The 19,951-nt window shown below is 59.6% G+C and carries 13 protein-coding genes; 7 read left to right on the forward strand and 6 right to left on the reverse strand.

Annotated features, from left to right (window positions below):
- Positions 1 to 2: 2 nt before the first annotated feature.
- Together waaF and glnE are read right to left on the reverse strand one after the other, a co-directional pair.
- Positions 3 to 1,037 carry a lipopolysaccharide heptosyltransferase II gene (gene waaF, locus PSPTO_RS25870; RefSeq protein WP_011105268.1) on the reverse strand — a complete coding sequence of 345 codons (1,035 nt, stop codon included), beginning with the start codon at positions 1,035 to 1,037 and terminating at the stop codon, positions 3 to 5.
- A 129-nt stretch (positions 1,038 to 1,166) separates the two neighbouring features.
- On the reverse strand, positions 1,167 to 4,124 hold the full coding sequence (gene glnE / locus PSPTO_RS25875; protein WP_005762959.1) for a bifunctional [glutamate--ammonia ligase]-adenylyl-L-tyrosine phosphorylase/[glutamate--ammonia-ligase] adenylyltransferase: 2,958 nt from the start codon (positions 4,122 to 4,124) through the stop codon (positions 1,167 to 1,169).
- A 384-nt stretch (positions 4,125 to 4,508) separates the two neighbouring features.
- On the opposite strand from glnE, the gene aceE reads away from it, so the two are divergent.
- The 5 genes from aceE (at position 4,509) to yccS (ending at position 14,374) form a co-directional block, all read left to right on the forward strand.
- Positions 4,509 to 7,154, forward strand: coding sequence for a pyruvate dehydrogenase (acetyl-transferring), homodimeric type (aceE, locus tag PSPTO_RS25880; RefSeq protein ID WP_003377141.1), 2,646 nt, complete (start codon positions 4,509 to 4,511; stop codon positions 7,152 to 7,154).
- A 142-nt stretch (positions 7,155 to 7,296) separates the two neighbouring features.
- Positions 7,297 to 8,943, forward strand: a complete 1,647-nt coding sequence (aceF, locus tag PSPTO_RS25885; RefSeq protein WP_007244575.1) for a dihydrolipoyllysine-residue acetyltransferase — start codon at positions 7,297 to 7,299, stop codon at positions 8,941 to 8,943.
- A gap of 362 nt (positions 8,944 to 9,305) precedes the next feature.
- Complete coding sequence (gene dbpA / locus PSPTO_RS25890; protein WP_005762956.1) at positions 9,306 to 10,685, forward strand: ATP-dependent RNA helicase DbpA; 1,380 nt, start codon at positions 9,306 to 9,308, stop codon at positions 10,683 to 10,685.
- 176 nt (positions 10,686 to 10,861) lie between these two features.
- Complete coding sequence (locus PSPTO_RS25900) at positions 10,862 to 12,040, forward strand: NAD(P)/FAD-dependent oxidoreductase (protein WP_005762954.1); 1,179 nt, start codon at positions 10,862 to 10,864, stop codon at positions 12,038 to 12,040.
- A 135-nt stretch (positions 12,041 to 12,175) separates the two neighbouring features.
- Positions 12,176 to 14,374, forward strand: a complete 2,199-nt coding sequence (yccS, locus tag PSPTO_RS25905) for a YccS family putative transporter (protein WP_007244571.1) — start codon at positions 12,176 to 12,178, stop codon at positions 14,372 to 14,374.
- On the opposite strand, the gene PSPTO_RS25910 is transcribed toward yccS, so the two are convergent.
- Positions 14,337 to 15,092, reverse strand: a complete 756-nt coding sequence (locus PSPTO_RS25910) for a substrate-binding periplasmic protein (protein WP_005762952.1) — start codon at positions 15,090 to 15,092, stop codon at positions 14,337 to 14,339. The genes yccS and PSPTO_RS25910 overlap by 38 nt on opposite strands.
- 225 nt (positions 15,093 to 15,317) lie before the next feature.
- On the opposite strand from PSPTO_RS25910, the gene PSPTO_RS25915 reads away from it, so the two are divergent.
- The gene (locus PSPTO_RS25915; protein ID WP_005620970.1) at positions 15,318 to 15,776 is read left to right on the forward strand and encodes a GNAT family N-acetyltransferase; all 459 of its coding nucleotides are present in this window, start codon (positions 15,318 to 15,320) and stop codon (positions 15,774 to 15,776) included.
- A gap of 57 nt (positions 15,777 to 15,833) precedes the next feature.
- Here the strand turns inward: PSPTO_RS25915 and PSPTO_RS25920 are convergent, their stop codons facing one another.
- From PSPTO_RS25920 to PSPTO_RS25930, 3 genes are read right to left on the reverse strand one after another with little or no spacing between them, the layout of a single operon-like run.
- Positions 15,834 to 16,130, reverse strand: coding sequence for a winged helix-turn-helix domain-containing protein (locus tag PSPTO_RS25920; RefSeq protein ID WP_005762949.1), 297 nt, complete (start codon positions 16,128 to 16,130; stop codon positions 15,834 to 15,836).
- 56 nt (positions 16,131 to 16,186) lie between these two features.
- Complete coding sequence (locus tag PSPTO_RS25925; protein WP_007244569.1) at positions 16,187 to 16,711, reverse strand: M48 metallopeptidase family protein; 525 nt, start codon at positions 16,709 to 16,711, stop codon at positions 16,187 to 16,189.
- Positions 16,712 to 16,743: 32 nt separating this feature from the next.
- Complete coding sequence (locus PSPTO_RS25930; protein ID WP_005762944.1) at positions 16,744 to 18,882, reverse strand: two-component system response regulator; 2,139 nt, start codon at positions 18,880 to 18,882, stop codon at positions 16,744 to 16,746.
- Between the two features lie 314 nt (positions 18,883 to 19,196).
- Here PSPTO_RS25930 and PSPTO_RS25935 point away from each other — a divergent pair, with 314 nt between their 5' ends.
- On the forward strand, positions 19,197 to 19,868 hold the full coding sequence (locus PSPTO_RS25935; protein ID WP_005762942.1) for a polysaccharide lyase family 7 protein: 672 nt from the start codon (positions 19,197 to 19,199) through the stop codon (positions 19,866 to 19,868).
- Positions 19,869 to 19,951 lie beyond the last annotated feature (83 nt).

Below are 19,951 nucleotides of genomic sequence, written 5' to 3' on the forward strand. Positions count from 1 at the left end.
AATCAGGCGACCTCGACCGGAGTGCTGCTCAGGCGGGTCAGAGCCTGAATCACGGCGTCCGGCTCAAGCAGACGCATGCAGTTGTAATGGCCGAAACGGCAGGTACGCTCGAAACAGGGGCTGCATTCCAGGCCCAGGCGGACCACTTCGACTTCGTCGGCCAGCGGCGGCGTGAAGCCTGGCGATGTGGAACCGTAGACCGCCACCAGCGGGCGATTCAGCGCGGCGGCCACATGCATCAGGCCCGAATCGTTGGACACCACGGCGTCGGCACACGACAGCAGGTCGATGGCTTCGGCCAGCGAGGTGTCGCCGCTGAGGTTGACGGACTCTTCACGCAGGCCGGGGATCAGTTCCTGCCGAATGCTCTCACCGACCGGATGATCTTTTTTAGAACCGAACAGCCAGACCTGCCAGCCTTCACGAATGCTGGCTTCGGCCACTTGCGCGTAGTGCTCGGCCGGCCAGCGCTTGGACTCGCCGAACTCGGCGCCAGGGCACAGCGCCAGCACCGGACGGTCGAGGCTAAGGCCAAACTTGCCCAAGGCCGCATCGCGCGTCGTGGAGTCGATGCGCAGGCTGGGCTGAGGGTAAGGACGTGGCAGCTCGGTGCCCTTGTCGAAGGCCAACGCCATGAAACGCTCGATCATCAGCGGGTAGCGCTGCTTGTCCAGGGTGCGCACGTCATTGAGCAGGCCGTAACGAAATTCACCGCGCCAGCCAGTGCGTTTCGGGATACCGGCGAAAAACGGCACCAGCGCGGATTTCAGCGAGTTGGGCAGCAGAATGGCCTGGTCGTACTGGCCAGCGAGGGACTTGCCGATGCGCCGACGGGTCGCCAGTTCAAGCGCACCGTGACCAAGCGGAAAGCTGAGCGCAGCGCGAACCTCTGGCATGCGCTCCAGTATCGGACGGCTCCATTCAGGGGCCAACACGTCGATTTCGCACTCGGGATGACGCTGTTTCAGGCACTGGAACAGCGTTTGCGCCATCACCATGTCACCGACCCAGCTAGGCCCAACGATCAGAATTTTCATGTTTCATCCAAAAACGACCAGAAACGATCAGGGAGGCCGAGCAGACTGCGTGACATTCCCACACAACCTGTCGCCTCCCTGTCATAGCTTTATATAGCGGCGCAGCGGAATACGGCGCGGCCTTGCGGCTCAGCTCAATCCCATTTGCGCCCAGATCCGCATCACCTCACGCCGCTGGGCATGAAACTGATCGCCGCCGACCACGCCCGCCTGCTTCTGCAGGGCCTGACGGTGCGCCGCCGAGCGGTACGCCTTGTAGGCTTCGCGCAACAGGCTGGCGTCCACATCCGGCAACAGCCCGGCCTCTTCAAGCCCTTCGAGAATCCGGATGTTATCGGTGTGTTGCAACAGCGCGGGATGCTCTCTGGACCACGCCAAGGCGGCGTATTGCACCATAAATTCGATATCGACGATACCACCGGCGTCCTGCTTGAGGTCGAATGGCACCGACGCCTCGAAGGCATTGGCCGCCCTGCCCGCCGCCGTCAGCCGGGTGCCGAGGTTGTCACGCATCTTCGCGCGCATCTCGCTGACTTCGGCACGCAGGGTGTCCAGATCACGTTCGCGACCCAGCACATCGGCCCGGACTTTCTCGAACTGCTCACCCACATCACGGCTACCGGTCAGCACGCGCGCGCGGACCAGCGCCTGATGCTCCCAGGTCCAGGCTTCATTGGCCTGATAGCGGGCAAAGGCACCCAGCGAGCTGACCAGCAGCCCGGATGCACCGGAGGGGCGCAGGCGCATATCGACGTCATACAACTGACCGGAGTTGGTTTGCGTGGTGAGTAAATGGATCACCCGCTGCCCCAGCCGGGTGAAAAACTGCGCACTGTCGATAGGTTTGGCGCCGTCGGTCTCGGTCTGCAGATCGCCATCATGGATGAACACCAGATCCAGATCGGAGCCGTGACCCAGCTCGATGCCGCCGACCTTGCCATAACCGACAATCACAAAACCCGGATCGCACAATGTGCCGTCGGGCCGGGAGGGCGTGCCGTGACGGGCCACGCTGTAGCGCCACGCCAGGGCCAGCACCTGATCCAGAATCGCTTCGGCCAGCCAGGTCAGGTAATCACTGACTTTCATCAATGGCAGGCTGCCGGATATCTCGGAAGCCGCGACCCGCAGGCTGTGCGCCAGCTTGAAGTGGCGCAGGGCCTCCATTTGCTGCTCGAGGTCGTCCTCAGGAATACGCACCAGCCGCTCACGCAGCTCAGCCGCCAGTTCCGGTGCCAACGGCGGATTGAACAGACGACCTTCATTGAGCAATTCATCGAGCAGCAGCGGGAAGCGCGCGATCTGTTCGGCGATCCATGGGCTGGCGGCGCACAGGGTCAGTAACTGGCGCAGCGCATCAGGGTTTTCAGTGAGCAGCACCAGATACGCCGAGCGCCGGGCAACGGCCTCCACCAACGGCAACACCCGTTCCAGCACCAGATCGGGCTTTTCATGCTCCACCGCCTGCGCCAGCAGCCGGGGAATGAAGGCATCCAGACGTTCACGGCTCAGGCGTTGCATCGAGCGCAGATTCGGACTGCTGCGCAGGTCGGCCAGACTTTTAAGCGCTTTGCCAGTATCGACGAAACCTGCCTGCAACAACTGACGGCCTGCTGCGTCTTCATCCTGGGACTCTTCCCACAAGGGCAGCCACTCGCCGCCCACAACCACTTCACTGTCGTCCTGCAGCTCGTCGTCCGGATCAGAATCGGGATCGGCGATGACCTGACGAAAATGCCAGGACACCCGGCTGCGCCAGTACATGAGGCGCTCGTGAAAGCTGGCCCAGTCGGCAAAGCCCATGATCAGGGCGATGCGCGCCTGATCCTGCTCGTTGTCAGGCAGCATTTGCGTCTGGCGGTCGGCAATCGCCTGAATGGCGTGCTCGGTGTAACGCAGAAATTCGTAGCCTTCGCGCAGCTCTTCGGTCACCGCCGAAGGCAGATAGCCCTGCCCTTCGAGGGTTTTCAGCACGTTGAACAGCGGACGCTGTTGCAGGCTCAGGTCGCGGCCACCGTGGATCAACTGGAACGCCTGGGCGATAAACTCGACTTCGCGAATTCCGCCAGCACCCAGCTTGATGTTTTCCGCCATGCCCTTGCGTTTCACTTCCTGCTGAATCAACTGCTTCATGGTGCGCAGCGCTTCGATGGCCGAGAAATCCAGGTAGCGGCGATACACAAACGGGCGCAGCATTTCCAGCAATTCGGCACCCGCCGCCAGATCACCGCCGACCACCCGCGCCTTGATCATCGCGTAGCGTTCCCAGTCGCGGCCCTGATCCTGGTAATACTGCTCCAGCGCATTGAAGCTGAGCACCAGCGCCCCGGATGAACCGTAGGGCCGCAGGCGCATGTCAACGCGGAACACAAAGCCGTCAACCGTCACCGGGTCCAGCGCCTTGATCAGCCGCTGGCCCAGGCGAATGAAAAACTCCTGATTGTCCAATGCACGCTTGGTGCCGACCGTCTCGCCGCCTTCCGGGTAGGCAAAAATCAGGTCGATGTCCGACGACAGGTTCAGCTCGACCGCGCCGAGTTTGCCCATGCCGAGAATGACCATCTGTTGCGGCAGGCCGCAATGGCGACCGGTCGGCGTACCGAACTGCTGACAATGGCGCGGATAGAGCCATTGGTAGGCAAGGTCGATCGAAGCATCGGCCATTTCAGATAGATCGCGGCAGGTTTCGATCAAATCTGCCTGACGGGTCAGATCGCGCCAGATGATTCGCACTTGCTGGCGTGCGCGCTGCCGACGTAGATTACGCCCCAGCTCGTCCTCGGTGACGGCGCTCGACAGCGCATCGGCAATTTGCCCGCGCAACTCGCCGACAGAAAAGCTACGCTCCAGCTCGCCCGAACCGGCCAGCTGCAGGAGCATCTGCGGATCGCGGCAGATTTGCTCAGTAACAAAGTCGCTGGCCGCGCACACCCGGTCAAATGCCGTGCGGCGTGCCTCGGGCCAGGCCTCGAAAGACGCCAGCGCTTCAGCGGACAATTCAGTCAGGGCGGTGCGCCAGGTTTGCCGGGCACGGGTAATAAACGGCAGCAAAATAGCCGGAAAATCGGCCAGTGAAGGTAGGCTCATGGTCTATCCTTGATCGGCGTGCAAACGGCCGCTCGCCATGACGGCGAGATACGTCTGCCAGCACCGCTTGTCGAACAAAGGTTATAAATTGCTGGAAAAATCAAATTAGAAGCATAAAAATCCGTTTTTTCCCTGCAAGATATTCAATAGCGATCAACAGTAACGTTTTAAGTTACAAGACAACAGGAGCGATTGAGTCGCTTCTCTGTAGTTTTACTACTGGGTCCGATACTCGGAGGGCTGAAATCGTCGTCGATTTGTAGTAAAACTACACGCCGCCGGATCCCACCCTCCGGTAATCCAAGAATTTATGTCGTCTGCCCACAAGGCCAGTCGCAAACTCAGGCAACCGATTCTGGAAGCCTTTCCGCCCTGGAGCAAGCCATGCAAGACCTCGATCCCGTCGAAACCCAGGAATGGCTGGACGCCCTGGAATCGGTTCTCGACAAAGAAGGCGAAGACCGCGCTCACTACCTGATGACCCGTCTGGGCGAGCTGGCCACCCGTAGTGGTTCGCAGCTGCCGTACGCCATCACCACGCCATACCGCAACACGATTCCTGTCACCCACGAAGCACGCATGCCTGGCGACCTGTTCATGGAACGCCGCATTCGCTCGCTGGTGCGCTGGAACGCATTGGCCATGGTTGTCAAAACCAACATCGGCGACCCGGATCTGGGCGGCCACATCTCCAGCTTCGCCTCCAGCGCCACCCTGTACGACATCGGCTTCAACTACTTCTTCCAGGCCCCGACCGACGAACACGGCGGCGACCTGATCTACTTCCAGGGTCACGCATCGCCAGGCGTCTACGCCCGTGCGTTCCTCGAAGGCCGCATCACTGAAGACCAGATGAACAACTTCCGTCAGGAAGTCGACGGCAAAGGCCTGTCTTCTTACCCGCACCCGTGGCTGATGAAGGATTTCTGGCAGTTCCCGACGGTATCGATGGGCCTTGGCCCGATCCAGGCGATCTACCAGGCGCGCTTCATGAAGTACCTGGAGCACCGCGGTTACATTCCGGAAGGCAAGCAGAAAGTCTGGTGCTTCCTGGGTGACGGCGAGACCGACGAACCGGAATCCCTGGGCGCCATCGCCCTGGCCGGTCGCGAGAAGCTCGACAACCTGATCTTCGTCGTCAACTGCAACCTGCAGCGCCTCGACGGCCCGGTTCGCGGCAACGCCAAGATCATCCAGGAACTGGAAGGCGTGTTCCGTGGCGCGCAATGGAACGTCACCAAAGTCATCTGGGGCCGTTTCTGGGACCCACTGCTGGCCAAGGACGTCGACGGTATCCTGCAACGTCGTATGGACGAAGTAATCGACGGCGAGTACCAGAACTACAAAGCCAAGGACGGCGCGTTCGTTCGCGAGCACTTCTTCAATTCGCCTGAACTCAAGGCAATGGTTGCCGATCTGTCCGACGACGAAATCTGGAAACTCAACCGTGGCGGCCACGACCCGTACAAGGTCTACGCGGCGTACCACGAAGCCGTCAACCACAAGGGTCAACCGACCGTGGTTCTGGCCAAGACCATCAAAGGTTATGGCACCGGTGCCGGCGAAGCTAAAAACACTGCGCACAACACCAAGAAGGTCGATGTCGACAGCCTGCGTCACTTCCGTGATCGCTTCGACATCCCGGTCAAGGACGCAGAGCTTGAAGCCCTGCCGTTCTACAAGCCGGAAGAAGGCAGCGCCGAAGCCCGTTACCTGAGCGAGCGTCGTGCTGCGCTGGGTGGCTTCGTACCGCAGCGTCGCGCCAAGAGCTTCAACCTGCCGACCCCGCCACTCGACACCCTCAAGGCCATCCTTGACGGCTCGGGCGACCGCGAAATTTCTACCACCATGGCCTTCGTGCGCATCCTGACGCAACTGGTCAAGGACAAGGAAGTCGGTCAGCGCATCGTGCCGATCATCCCTGACGAAGCACGTACCTTCGGCATGGAAGGCATGTTCCGCCAGTTGGGCATCTACTCGTCGGTCGGCCAGCTCTACGAGCCAGTCGATAAAGAACAAGTGATGTTCTATCGCGAAGACAAGAAAGGCCAGATTCTCGAAGAAGGCATCAACGAAGCGGGCGCCATGTCCTCCTTCATCGCTGCCGGTACTTCGTATTCCAGCCACAACCAGCCGATGATTCCGTTCTACATCTTCTACTCGATGTTCGGTTTCCAGCGCATTGGTGACCTGGCCTGGGCCGCTGGCGACAGCCGCACCCGTGGCTTCCTGATCGGCGGCACCGCCGGCCGTACTACCCTGAACGGCGAAGGCCTGCAGCACGAAGACGGTCACAGCCACATCCTGGCATCGACCATCCCGAACTGCCGCACCTTCGACCCGACGTACGGTTACGAGCTGGCAGTGATCATCCAGGACGGCATGCGCCTGATGTTCGAAGAACAGCAGGACGTTTTCTACTACCTGACCGTGATGAACGAATCCTACGCGCAGCCAGCCATGCCGGCCGGTGTCGAGGCAGGTATCGTCAAGGGCATGTACCTGCTCGAAGAAGACACCAGAGAAGCGGCGCACCACGTCCAGTTGCTGGGTTCGGGCACCATCCTGCGTGAAGTTCGCGAAGCGGCGAAGATTCTCCGCGACGAGTTCAACATCGGTGCTGACGTGTGGAGCGTGACCAGCTTCAACGAACTGCGTCGCGACGGTCTGGCTGTAGAGCGCAACAACCGCCTGCACCCGGGCCAGAAGCCGGAACTGAGCTATGTTGAGCAATGCCTCAACGGTCGCAAAGGCCCGGTCATTGCCTCGACGGACTACATGAAGCTGTTCGCGGACCAGATTCGTCAGTGGGTTCCGACCAAGGAATACAAAGTGTTGGGCACCGACGGTTTCGGCCGTAGCGACAGCCGCAAGAAGCTGCGTCACTTCTTTGAAGTCGATCGCCACTTCGTTGTGCTGGCAGCTCTGGAAGCCTTGGCTGATCGTGGCGATATCGAACCTAAAGTCGTGGCGGAAGCCATCGTCAAGTTCGGCATCGATCCTGAAAAACGCAATCCACTGGATTGCTAAAGGCTCTGCTTCAAGAGCGCTGATCAGAGCGTAAACAGCCGAGGATGCGGAATTTACCCACCGTAAATGAGCATCCAGGCTGTTTCGTTGTAACTGAGCCAGCGTATTCGTGAGTGAACAGGTTCTCCTAAGGAGAGACATAGTGAGTGAGTTAATTCGCGTACCCGACATCGGCAACGGTGAAGGCGAAGTCATTGAATTGATGGTCAAGGTCGGTGATCGCATCGAAGCCGACCAGAGCGTTCTGACGCTTGAATCGGACAAGGCGAGCATGGAAATCCCTGCTCCCAAGGCTGGCGTCATCAAGGCCATGAAGGTCAAGCTGGGCGACCGCCTGAAAGAAGGCGACGAGCTGTTCGAGCTGGAAGTGGAAGGCGAAGCCTCTGCCGCGCCGGCACCTGCTGCCGAACCTGCAGCCGCCGCGGCCCCTGCCGCTGCTGAAAAACCTGCCGAAGCCGCACCCGCTGCTGCCGAGCCAGCTCCGGCTGCCGCCGCCACCGTTCAAGACATTCATGTTCCGGACATCGGTTCGTCAGGCAAGGCCAAGATCATCGAACTGATGGTCAAGGTCGGTGACAGCATCACGGCTGATCAATCGTTGATCACCCTTGAGTCCGACAAGGCCAGCATGGAGATCCCGTCTCCTGCCGCAGGCGTTATCGAAAGCATCGAAGTCAAGCTGGACCAGGAAGTCGGCACCGGCGACCTGATCCTGAAACTGAAAGTCGCAGGCGCAGCGCCTGCTGCTGCACCGGCGCCTGCCGCCAGCGCACCGGCCGCCGCACCGGCCAAGGCTGAAGCCGCTGCTCCGGCCGCTGCTCCTGCACCTAAAGCCGAAGCTGCACCCGCTCCGGCCGCACCGGCCAAAGACGGCGCCAAGGTTCACGCAGGCCCGGCTGTTCGTCAGCTGGCACGCGAGTTCGGCGTCGAGCTGAGCGCAGTCAGCGCCACCGGCCCGCACGGTCGCGTACTGAAAGAAGACGTTCAGGTTTACGTCAAGGCCATGATGCAGAAGGCCAAGGAAGCTCCAGCAGGCGGCGCAAGCGGCGGCTCGGGCATCCCGCCGATTCCGGAAGTCGATTTCAGCCGTTTTGGCGAAATCGAAGAAGTGCCAATGACTCGCCTGATGCAACTGGGTGCGTCGGGTCTGCATCGCAGCTGGCTGAACATCCCGCACGTCACGCAATTCGACCAGGCCGACATCACCGACCTGGAAGCTTTCCGTGTTGCGCAGAAAGGCGCTGCCGAGAAAGCTGGCGTCAAGCTGACCGTGCTGCCGCTGCTGCTCAAGGCTTGTGCGCATCTGCTCAAGGAACTGCCGGACTTCAACGCTTCGCTGGCACCCAGCGGCAAGGCTGTGATCCGCAAGAAGTACGTGCACATCGGCTTCGCCGTGGACACCCCGGACGGCCTGCTGGTCCCGGTCATCCGCGACGTCGATCAGAAGAGCCTGCTGCAACTGGCAGCCGAAGCAGCCGTACTGGCTGAAAAGGCGCGCAGCAAGAAACTGACCGCAAACGACATGCAGGGCGCGTGCTTCACCATCTCCAGCCTCGGCCACATTGGCGGCACCGGCTTCACGCCGATCGTCAACGCGCCGGAAGTGGCGATCCTCGGTGTTTCCAAGGCAACCATCCAGCCTGTCTGGGACGGCAAAGCCTTCCAGCCTAAACTGATGCTGCCGCTGTCGCTGTCCTACGATCACCGCGTGATCAACGGCGCAGCTGCTGCCCGCTTCACCAAGCGCTTGAGCGAATTGCTGACGGACATCCGCACAATCCTGCTGTAAGCCAGCCAGGCCCGTCACCACGACGGGCCAGGCCGTACACCTTTGCGAGCTGCCACGCTCGAACCTCAACCCCGCCCTCCAGCGGGGATTTTTTTGTCTGGCTATCCAGCGTCATACACAGATTCGCTCGACCTAAAGTTGAAACTCACTATCTGTGGGAGCGGACTTGTCCGCGAAGGGGGCGGTATGTTCACCGAAAATGCGCCGTCTGAAACACCGCCTTCGCGGACAAGCGAAGCTTCGCCCGGTCCACAAAAGCCTCGCCGTTCTGGCAACTCTGCGTACGATTCCGAGCGGTCGGTGCCAGGTCTGGCTGGCGGGTGATACACTGCGCGACATTTTTGTTTTGCAGGTCCACCGTCGTGACTAACACCGCTTTCAATTCTCTGCCTCTGTCTGCTGCCATGCTGGCTAACCTGGAGTCGCTTGGTTATGCCGAAATGACGCCGATTCAGGCGCAGAGCCTGCCGGTGATCCTCAAGGGCATGGACCTGATCGCGCAAGCCAAGACCGGTAGCGGCAAGACCGCTGCGTTCGGCATCGGCCTGCTCAACCCGATCAACCCGCGCTTCTTCGGCTGCCAGGCACTGGTCATGTGCCCGACCCGCGAGCTGGCGGATCAGGTGGCCAAGGAAATCCGTCGTCTGGCCCGCTCGGAAGACAACATCAAAGTGCTGACCCTTTGCGGCGGTGTGTCTTTTGGCCCGCAGATCGGCTCGCTGGAGCACGGCGCGCACATCATCGTTGGCACGCCAGGCCGCATTCAGCAGCATTTGCGCAAAGGCTCGCTGGTGCTTGACGGCCTGAACACGCTGATTCTCGATGAAGCCGATCGCATGCTGGACATGGGTTTCTACGATTCCATCGCCGATATCATCGAGCAGACCCCGCAGCGCCGCCAAACCCTGCTGTTTTCGGCCACTTACCCGGTCGGTATCAAGCAACTGTCGTCGAAGTTCATGCGCGATCCACAGACTGTCAAAGTCGAAGCGCTGCACGCCGACAGCCAGATCGAGCAGATTTTCTACGAGATCTCCCCCGAGCAGCGCCTGGAAGCCGTGGTCAAGGTACTCGGCCATTTCCGTCCAACGTCCTGCGTCGCGTTCTGTTTCACCAAGCAGCAGGTTCAGGAAGTGGTCGACCACCTGACCGCCAAAGGCATGTCTGCGGTCGGCCTGCATGGCGATCTGGAACAGCGTGACCGTGATCAGGTGCTGGCGATGTTCGCCAACCGCAGTACTTCGGTACTGGTCGCCACCGACGTAGCCGCGCGCGGTCTGGACATCGATGCACTGGATATGGTGCTCAACGTCGAACTGGCCCGCGATTCGGAAATCCACATTCACCGTGTAGGCCGTACCGGTCGCGCAGGCGAGACAGGCATCGCGGTAAGCCTCGTGGCACCGTCGGAAAGCCAGCGCGCCCGCGCCATCGAAGAATTGCAGAAAGCCCCGTTGAACTGGCAGCAGTACGACAGCCTGAGCATCAAGGAAGGCGGCAAGCTGCTGCCCGCCATGACCACGCTGTGCATCGGTTCCGGGCGCAAGGACAAACTGCGTCCGGGCGACATCCTCGGCGCACTGACCGGCGAAGCGGGTATTGCGGGCACCCAGGTCGGCAAGATCGCAATCTTCGACTTTCAGGCCTACGTCGCCGTCGAACGCAGCATGGCCAAACAGGCGCTGGAGCGACTGAACAACGGCAAGATCAAAGGCAAATCGCTGCGCGTACGAATCCTCTGAAATAGTCGTTAGCTGGATTATCGTCCCCACGCCCCGCGTGGGGACGCAGTTCTGGACGCCCTGCGTCCGATTTTGAATAGTTGGTGCGGCGCAGATAGGTGACGCAGAGCGTCACGAGAGGCATTCCCATGCGGAGCGTGGGAACGATCGCGACCTACAGATCGAGGAAACACGCTGTGCCCGTTACTGACGTTGTAATCATTGGCGCTGGCGCCGCAGGTTTGATGTGCGCGTTCACCGCTGCCGCTCGCGGGCGCAAGGTGATGTTGATCGATCACGCCAACAAACCCGGCAAGAAGATTCTCATGTCCGGTGGCGGGCGCTGCAACTTCACCAACATGTACACCGAGCCGGCCAATTTCCTGTCGCAGAATTCGCACTTCTGCAAATCGGCCCTGGCCCGCTACACCCAGTGGGATTTCATCGCGCTGGTCGCCAAACATGGCGTGCCGTATCACGAGAAGAAACTCGGCCAGCTGTTCTGTGACAACAAGTCCAGTGACATTCTGGAAATGCTGCTTGAGGAATGCCGTCAGGCCGGTGTCAGTCTGCACATGGACACTTCCGTGCAGCAGATCGACAAAACCGAATCCGGCTACAGCCTGCACACCACGCTGGGTACGCTGAGCTGCGAGTCGCTGGTCATCGCCACAGGCGGGCTGTCGATCCCGACGCTGGGCGCCACCGGCTTCGGCTATCAGGTCGGCAAGCAGTTCGGCCACACGCTGCTGCCCACCCGCGCAGGGCTGGTGCCGTTCACCATCACCGATCAGCTCAAGGAGCTGTGCACCGAGCTGTCCGGCACCTCGGTGGATTGTCTGGTCAGCTGCCACGACACCAGCTTTCGCGAAAACATCCTGTTCACGCACCGTGGCCTCAGTGGCCCGGCGATTCTGCAGATATCCTCGTTCTGGCAGCCCGGCGACACCGTCGAAATCAACCTGCTGCCCGACCACGACGTGCCCGCCTGGCTTACGCAACAACAGGCCGAACGCCCGAACAGCGAGCTGAAAACCCTACTGGGGGAAATCTTCACCAAGAAGATGGCCAACCTGATCGCCGAACACTGGTTCGTTTCCAGGCCCATGAAGCAATACACCCACGCTGAACTGGCCGACATCGCTGAAAAACTGGCGAGCTGGAAGGTGGTCCCGGCAGGCACCGAAGGCTATCGCACCGCCGAAGTAACGCTGGGTGGCATCGATACCCGTGAAGTGTCGTCCAAGACCATGGAATCACTGAAATCACCCGGCCTCTATTTTGTGGGCGAAGTGCTGGACGTGAGCGGTCATCTGGGCGGTTTCAATTTCCAGTGGGCCTGGGCGTCGGCCTATGCAGCAGCGCAATACGCCTGACGTAACGTTTTGAACTAACATCGCAACACCGCAGACCGGTACAAATCGTGCGAAGCGGATGTACAGCCAGCCGTTTGGCCTGTACATATCCTTCTGCACGATCGATCAATTGCGAACAGGGCCGTCAGCTTATCCATGGCATCGAAATCTCTCCGTCATACTCTCCGTCGATTGTGGGCGCTGGATAAATTCAGCTATAGCGTTCGGGTTTTTATCGCACTGACCGGCAGCATGGCGCTGTGCTGGTATCAAAACGAGATGGCCCTGCTGATCCCGCTGTTCCTGGGGATTATCGCCAGCGCCCTGGCCGAGACCGATGACAGTTGGCAAGGCCGGCTCAATGCACTGGCCGTGACCCTGGTGTGCTTCAGCATCGCCGCACTCGCTGTAGAGCTGCTGTTCCCCTACCCCTGGCTGTTCGTCTGCTCTCTGGCGCTGGCCAGCTTCTGCCTGACCATGCTTGGCGCGCTGGGCGAGCGCTATGGCGCGATTGCCTACGGCACGCTGATTCTCTCGGTCTACACCATGATCGGCGTCGATCAGCGCGGCGGTGAGGTGCTGGACTTCTGGCACGAGCCGATGCTGCTGGTGGCAGGCGCCGCGTGGTACGGCCTGTTGTCGGTGCTGTGGCAAATGCTGTTTTCCAACCAGCCGGTGCAGCAGGCGCTGGCGCGGTTGTTCCGCGAACTGGGGCAGTACCTGAAACTCAAATCGACGCTGTTCGAGCCGATTCGCACCCTCAATGTGGAGGCCCGCCGCCTGGAACTGGCGCAGCAGAACGGTCGTGTTGTTGCGGCGTTGAACTCCACCAAAGAAATCATTCTGCACCGCGTTGGCAGTGGTCGGCCCGGCTCGAAAGTCAGCCGCTACCTGAAACTGTATTTCATCGCTCAGGACATCCACGAGCGCGCCAGCTCATCGCACTACCCTTACAACTCGCTGGCCGACGCGTTCTTCCATAGCGATGTGCTGTTCCGCTGTCAGCGACTGCTGCGTCAGCAAGGCGTTGCCTGTCAGGCGCTGTCAGAGTCCATCCAGCTGCGTCAGCCGTTCGTGTACGACCCGAGCTTCGCAGAAGCCATGGAAGACCTGCAGGCCTCGCTTGAGCACCTGCGCATCCAGAGCAACCCGGCATGGCGCGGCCTGTTGCGCTCGCTGCGTGCACTGGCCGCCAACCTCGGCACGCTGGATCGCCTGATCAGCGACGCCAGCAACCCCGACGCCGTGGCCGACGCCACCGACAGCAGCCTGCTCGACCGTTCGCCGCGCAACCTCAAGGACGTCTGGACGCGCCTGCGTTTGCAGATGACCCCGACCTCGCTGCTGTTCCGCCATGCACTGCGCCTGCCGCTGGCGCTGACCATCGGGTACGCGATGGTGCACCTGATTCACCCGTCGCAAGGCTACTGGATCATCCTGACCACGGTTTTTGTCTGCCAGCCCAGTTATGGCGCCACCCGGCGCAAGCTAGGTCAGCGGATCATCGGCACGGCCATCGGCCTGACCGTCGGCTGGGTGCTGTTCGATCTGGTCACCAGCCCGATTCTGCAGTCGATGTGCGCGGTGCTGGCTGGCGTGGTGTTCTTCGTTAACCGCACTACCCGCTATACGCTTTCGACCGCCGCCATCACGGTCATGGTGCTGTTCTGCTTCAATCAGGTCGGCGACGGCTACGGGTTGTTCCTGCCACGCTTGTTCGACACCTTGCTGGGCAGCCTGATCGCCGGGCTCGCAGTGTTCCTGTTCCTGCCCGACTGGCAGGGACGACGCCTGAACAAGGTGCTGGCCAATACCCTGACCTGCAACAGCGTGTATTTGCGGCAGATCATGCAGCAATACGCCAAGGGCAAAAGTGACGATCTGGCCTACCGACTGGCCAGGCGCAACGCGCACAATGCCGATGCCGCGCTGTCCACCACCCTGGCCAACATGCTCATGGAGCCCGGTCACTTCCGCAAGGAGGCAGACGTCGGTTTCCGCTTTCTGGTGCTGTCACACACGCTGCTGAGCTACCTGTCGGGCCTCGGTGCCCACCGCGATACTCAATTGCCGAGCGATGTCCGCGAGCACCTGATCGATAACGTGGGCACCTCACTGGCAGCCAGTATTGACGAAATTGCCGCAGGACTGGCCGACAAGAAGTCTGTCGCCGTGCAAAGCGACGTCGAGGAAGCGCTGGCCACTCAGCTGGAACAGCTCCCCGAAGAGATGGACGAAAGCCAGCGTCTGGTACAGGCCCAACTGGCCTTGATCTGCCGTCAACTGGCGCCGCTGCGCACCCTCGCCGCTCACCTGATCAAAGCTCCGGAGGCCCTTGCAGACCGTGCAGTCTGAGCAGTTCTTCATAGGTGCCGTCGGCTTTCATGGCGGCAATTTCCCGGTCGAAGTCGGCGACGATCTTTGCGTGATGGGGGTTTTTCAGGCTGACCAGAATATGCAGGCTGTTTTCGCTCAACGAGCCCGGTAGAAACTCGACACGAGCACGAACCTCGTTGGCCTCCAGCGCAAGGTTGTAGCGCGCCACGTATTCATCCTCCAGGGTCAGGTCCACGCGTTCAGCAGCGAGCATGCGCACTGCCGTGGAGAAGTTCTGAACCGGGACCTTTTTGAGCAGAACGTCGCTGTCGAATGCGGGCGAATAGGCATAGCCGCGCACAACGGCGATCAGGTAATGGTGCAGTTGCTCGTGAGTCAGAGCGTCGATGGGCGACTCTTTGCGCTTGATGAAGCGAATACGATTGAGCAAGTATTCGGCAGAAAACTGGCCTATTTTTTTGCGATCTTCGCTGAACCACGCATTGATGAGTACATCGTGACGCCCCTCGCTCAACCCCAGCAGCGCTCGTGCCCAAGGCACCTGTTCGTAGAGGGTCGTGTACCCGGCGCGCTTCAACGCCGTGTTGACGATATCGGTCGCCAGCCCGCCATTGAGCAGCAGCGCATCGGTGAACGGAGGCCAGGGGTCAGCGACAAGACGCAACTTTTCGGCTGCAGTGGCGTTTGCCATCAGCAGAAAGACCAGCAACCCAACCGCTCGAAGCCACTGCGACATGCTCAGGTTCCTGAAAAGAGCGGTATGCCCGATGCAATCCTATCGGCAGCAAAACCGCGACGCATTAGAGTGCCCGCTGCTTTTAATTGAAGACCTGAAGCCGGCGGTAGACAACTGGCGAGGTGAACACGTTCTGCAACGCCACACACTTCGTTGACAGGGTTTATTGGGAATGTCGCTGGATACGTTTAGACTTCGCTTCTGGTTTCCCTGCGAGTCTGCGACATGTCTATCAATTGGATCTGCAAACATCACACCGAGCTGAGCATCCAGCAGCTCTACGCCGTACTGCAATTGCGTGCCGAGGTGTTTGTGGTTGAGCAGCAATGCGTATATCTGGACGTGGACGGACAGGACCTGACAGGCGATACCTGCCACCTGATGGCCTGGCAGGAAGACAAACTGGTTGCTTACCTGCGCTTGCTGGACCCGATTCAGCAGGGTGGTGATGTGACCATTGGCCGGGTTGTGACCGCGCCTTCGATACGCAGCAGAGGCATTGGCCACGAGCTGATGGTTCAGGCACTGGAAAACGCCGAGCGCAAATGGCCCGACCAACCGATCTATCTATCGGCTCAGGCGCACTTGCAGGGCTACTACAGCCGTTATGGCTTCAACCCGGTGGGCGAAGTCTATCTGGAAGACGACATCCCGCACATCGGCATGCGCCGCGATCTGGAGTAGGGGCCGTTGCAAGCTTTCAGCTGCAAGCCTTGCTTTACGCCCTTTCACAGCGGCTCCTCAGGGATACCCGAGCACGTCTTTGATGCCGGTCAGGTTGCGGGCGATCCAGGTCTTGTCAATGGCGCCCCAGTCGCGAATGCGATAAGCGCCTGCGTGATTGCGGGCACCTTCCTGCTGTTCGAATTCACACTCAATGTTCAGGTCGGCGAGCGCACTGATGGTGTCCTGCGCGGTGCGGCGGGGCATGCCGGTTACTGCGGTCAGTTCCGGTACGCTGCAGGCGAGCTTTGAATCAATCAGGTACGCCACATACAGGCGACGATAGAAGCTGCTTTTGGTCTTGCTGATCTCCATCAATGAATCCTTTTTAAATGCATTCAACGCCCGGCTACAAGCCCGTAGCTTGCAGCTCAAAACTTGCCGCTTGAAGCTCGCAGCTCGTTATAGGTCAGATAAACGCGCAGGTCGAATTCCAGCTGGTGATAGCCGGGCAGCATGTGCTCGCACAGTTGGTAGAACGCCTTGTTGTGGTCCGACTCGCGAAAGTGCGCCAGTTCGTGAACCACGATCATCTTCAGAAATTCTGCCGGGGCTTCCTTGAACAAGGCCGCCACGCGGATCTCGTTACTGGCCTTGAGCTTGCCGCCCTGCACTCGGGATATCTTGGTGTGCAGCCCGAGCGCGCGGTGGGTGAGGTCCAGGCGGTTATCGAACAGGACCTTTTTGATGGCTGGCGCGTTGCGCAGATGGTCCTGCTTGAGGGCCAGTGCGTAAGCGTAAAGAGCCTTGTCACTCTGAATCTGATGGCCCGCAGGGTAACGCTGTTGCAGGTAATCGGCCAGGCGATCCTGTGCGATCAGTTGATGCACCTGATCCTGCAGCGCCTGCGGGTAGGCCTGCAGGTATTTGAGTGGAGCCTGGCTGGATGCAGTCATGGGGCCTTGGCATTAAATCGAAAGACGCCATTCTACAGCAAACCACCCTTCTTCAAGCCTGCCGGCTCAAAGTGCGCTGGAAAGTGTAAGGCTTCTTCCGCCACCATCGGATGAGCGATCAGAAAGCCCTGCATGACCTGGCAGCCGTTATCGGCCAGCCACTGATATTGCTCGATGGTTTCGACGCCCTCGGCGATGACCAGCATATCGAGGTTGCGACTCAAATCGATGATGCTTCTGGCCATTGCCGCCTCTCGCCTGGACTCCACGATGTTGGCCACAAAACGCCTGTCCAGCTTCAACGTATCAAGCTGAAGATTGCGCAGGTGCGACAGCGAACACTCACCCGTTCCGAAGTCGTCCAGTGCAATGCGCACACCGACTTCATGCAGCAACTTCAGTTGCTTGTGGCTGTGCGTGAGGTTGTGCACCAGCGAGCCTTCGGTGATTTCCACCTCAATCTGCCCTGGTTTCAACCCGAAGCGATCCATAGCACGCTTGAGTTCGGACGCCAGATTGGGCATGCAGAACTGTGTGGGGCTGACGCACACGCTCAGCACCACATCAGGGGCAAACACGCCGTTCCATGCCTGACGCTGCTCGGCGCCCTGATCGAAGATCCAGCCACCCAGCCGGTTAATCAGTCGGGTTTCTTCGAGCAAGGGAATGAACAACGCCGGAGGCACTTCGCCCACCGCCGGGTGCTGCCAGCGCAACAGCGCCTCGAAACCGCGCAGCCGACCGTCGCCGACGTGGATCTGCGGCTGATACACCACCGAAAAGTCCTTGCCGTCGATGGCCGTGCGCACACTCTCTTCAAGCATCAACCTGGAGCGGGCGCGGCCGTTCATGTTCTGGTCGTAGAACCGGTATTGCTGACGCCCGGCACGCTTGGCTTCGTACATGGCGATATCTGCCGCACGTAACAAACCGTCCAGATTCGAGCCGCAATCGGGGAAGGTGGCAATCCCGACACTGGCGCCAAGGGTGATGTCGACACCGTTGACTTGCCGCCGCCCGGACACACGTTCAATGAGCTTTTCGGCGATTTTGGCCGCCTGTTCGGGGTAATCAAGCCCGTCGATCACCACAGTGAATTCGTCGCCACCGATACGCGCCAGTACGTCATAGGGCCGCATGCTGTCCTTGAACTGCTCGGCGACCCAGAGCAACACCTGATCGCCGGCATCATGGCCCAGGGCATCATTGATCTGCTTGAAGCCGTCCAGGTCCATGAACAGCACGACCAGGTATTTGTCTGCACGCTCGTTGCGCAACAGCATGCTTTCAACCGCCTGATACAGCCCGCGCCGGTTGAGCAAACCGGTCAAGGCATCGGTAACCGCCTGCTTTTCCAGTTGCTGATAAAGATCACGCACCACCGACATGTCGAGCACCGTCAACACCATCGCCTTCTGTTCGGCAGGCAGCGCCGCGCATGACAGCGCCACCGGTAATTGCGAACCCTGTGCGGTACGCAGGATGGCGTCGTGTACGCGATAAGTGTCGGCCTTGCGATAGTGCTGGTAGAAACCCGACTCCAGCCAACTGCTGACTTGCGGCTCGATGACATAGTCGAGCACCTGCGTTCCGCGCAATTGATCGACCGAGGCGTTCAACAACTGGCAGATGGCCGGGTTGGCGAAGCTGATATTGCCCGCTTCATCGACCACCAGAATGCCTTCGGCCACGTTGGCCAGCACTGACGCGTTGAATGCACGAGCCGATTCCAGCTCCATCGATAATTGTTGCAGCGCACGACGGTTGCGCTGCTGCTCAAGCAGGGTCTGCACCTTGGGCTTGAGTACATTGGGGTCGAAGGGCTTGAACAGGTAATCCGTCGCACCGTTGGCATAGCCCTTCTGCACGGCATCCTGAGTCTGCTCATTGGCCGTGAGAAAAATGATCGGCGTAAGACGGGTACGCTGGCTGCCACGCATCAGGCGTGCAACCTCGAAACCGTCCATACCCGGCATCTGCACATCCAGCAGAACCAGGTCGACTTCCTGTTCCAGAAGCACTGTCAGTGCTTCGATTCCTGAGCTTGCAGTCACGATGTGCCAGTCCGTTCTTTGCAGAACGGCGCACATCGTCACCAGATTTTCCGGGTAATCGTCTACTACCAGTAAAACCGAAGAGCCATCATGAGGTTGGGTTGGCACGCGTTCCATGCTGCTTCTCTGTGTGGGCATGACGCCTGGGTTTCAGGATGACCGTCATACTTTGGAATAACTCTAGCCCCGTCTCGCCAAAAGCAGAAGCAAGGCACCTCTTCCCTACCCTCAAAGTTCGATCTAACCGACTAACGGTCATTCTCTGCACGCCTTACAGGGCCTGCCCTGCAGGAAAAGTGACAGCACTTTGACGTCATTGGTTCGACAACTTTCCATTAACAAATTGCCCTACAATCCGTATAAAACGCCCTCAAACCCTCTCGCTAGAGGCCCCCCTTGGTAGCAAAAAAACATGCGCGGAAGGATAAGCAATGATCGATCTCGGATCGTACCAACTCAGCATTCCAGTGGGCTCACCCCCCAAGACCATTACAACCGCTCAGCTTGTGAAAGGTTATGACGGCAAATACTTCAAATCCAAATCGGACTCCATTGTGTTCTGGTCACCGGTAACCGGGACCAAGACCGAAAACGCCAAGTATTCACGCAGCGAGTTACGGGAAACATGGTCCGACGGCACGCTGCGTAACTGGGTGTACCCGGATGCGGACAATTACCTGAACGCCAAACTGGAAGTCGATCAGGTACCTTCGTCGGGCAAGATCGTGATCGGCCAGATCCACGCCTACGAAAGCACCGAACCGCTTCTGAAAGTCGAGTACCAGTACAAGGAAGACACCAAGACTGGCGACATCGTTGCGAAAGTTCGCAATCGTTATGATGACGACGACAGCAAGGTCTATACGATAGTCGAAGGTGTGAAGCTGAATCAGACCTTCAATTACGTCATTCACCTGAGCAAGGGCGGCAAATTGACGGTCAGCATCAACGACACCGACTGGAGCAAGAGCATCAGCAAGACCTGGCGCGACAAGCCGCTGTACTTCAAGGCAGGTGTTTATACCCAGGACAATACCGGGTACACCTCGGAGGGCGGCAAGGCCACGTTCTATAACCTTGATATCGATCACAACAAAAGCTGAATGGCGCGCAGGCACCGCTTAAGCAAAAAAAACGGCCCGCACTTCACAGGAAGTGCGGGCCGCTTTTATTTCAGCCGTTATTC

This window comes from Pseudomonas syringae pv. tomato str. DC3000 (genome assembly GCF_000007805.1).
In the GTDB taxonomy this organism is placed as follows: Bacteria; Pseudomonadota; Gammaproteobacteria; order Pseudomonadales; family Pseudomonadaceae; genus Aquipseudomonas; species Aquipseudomonas avellanae.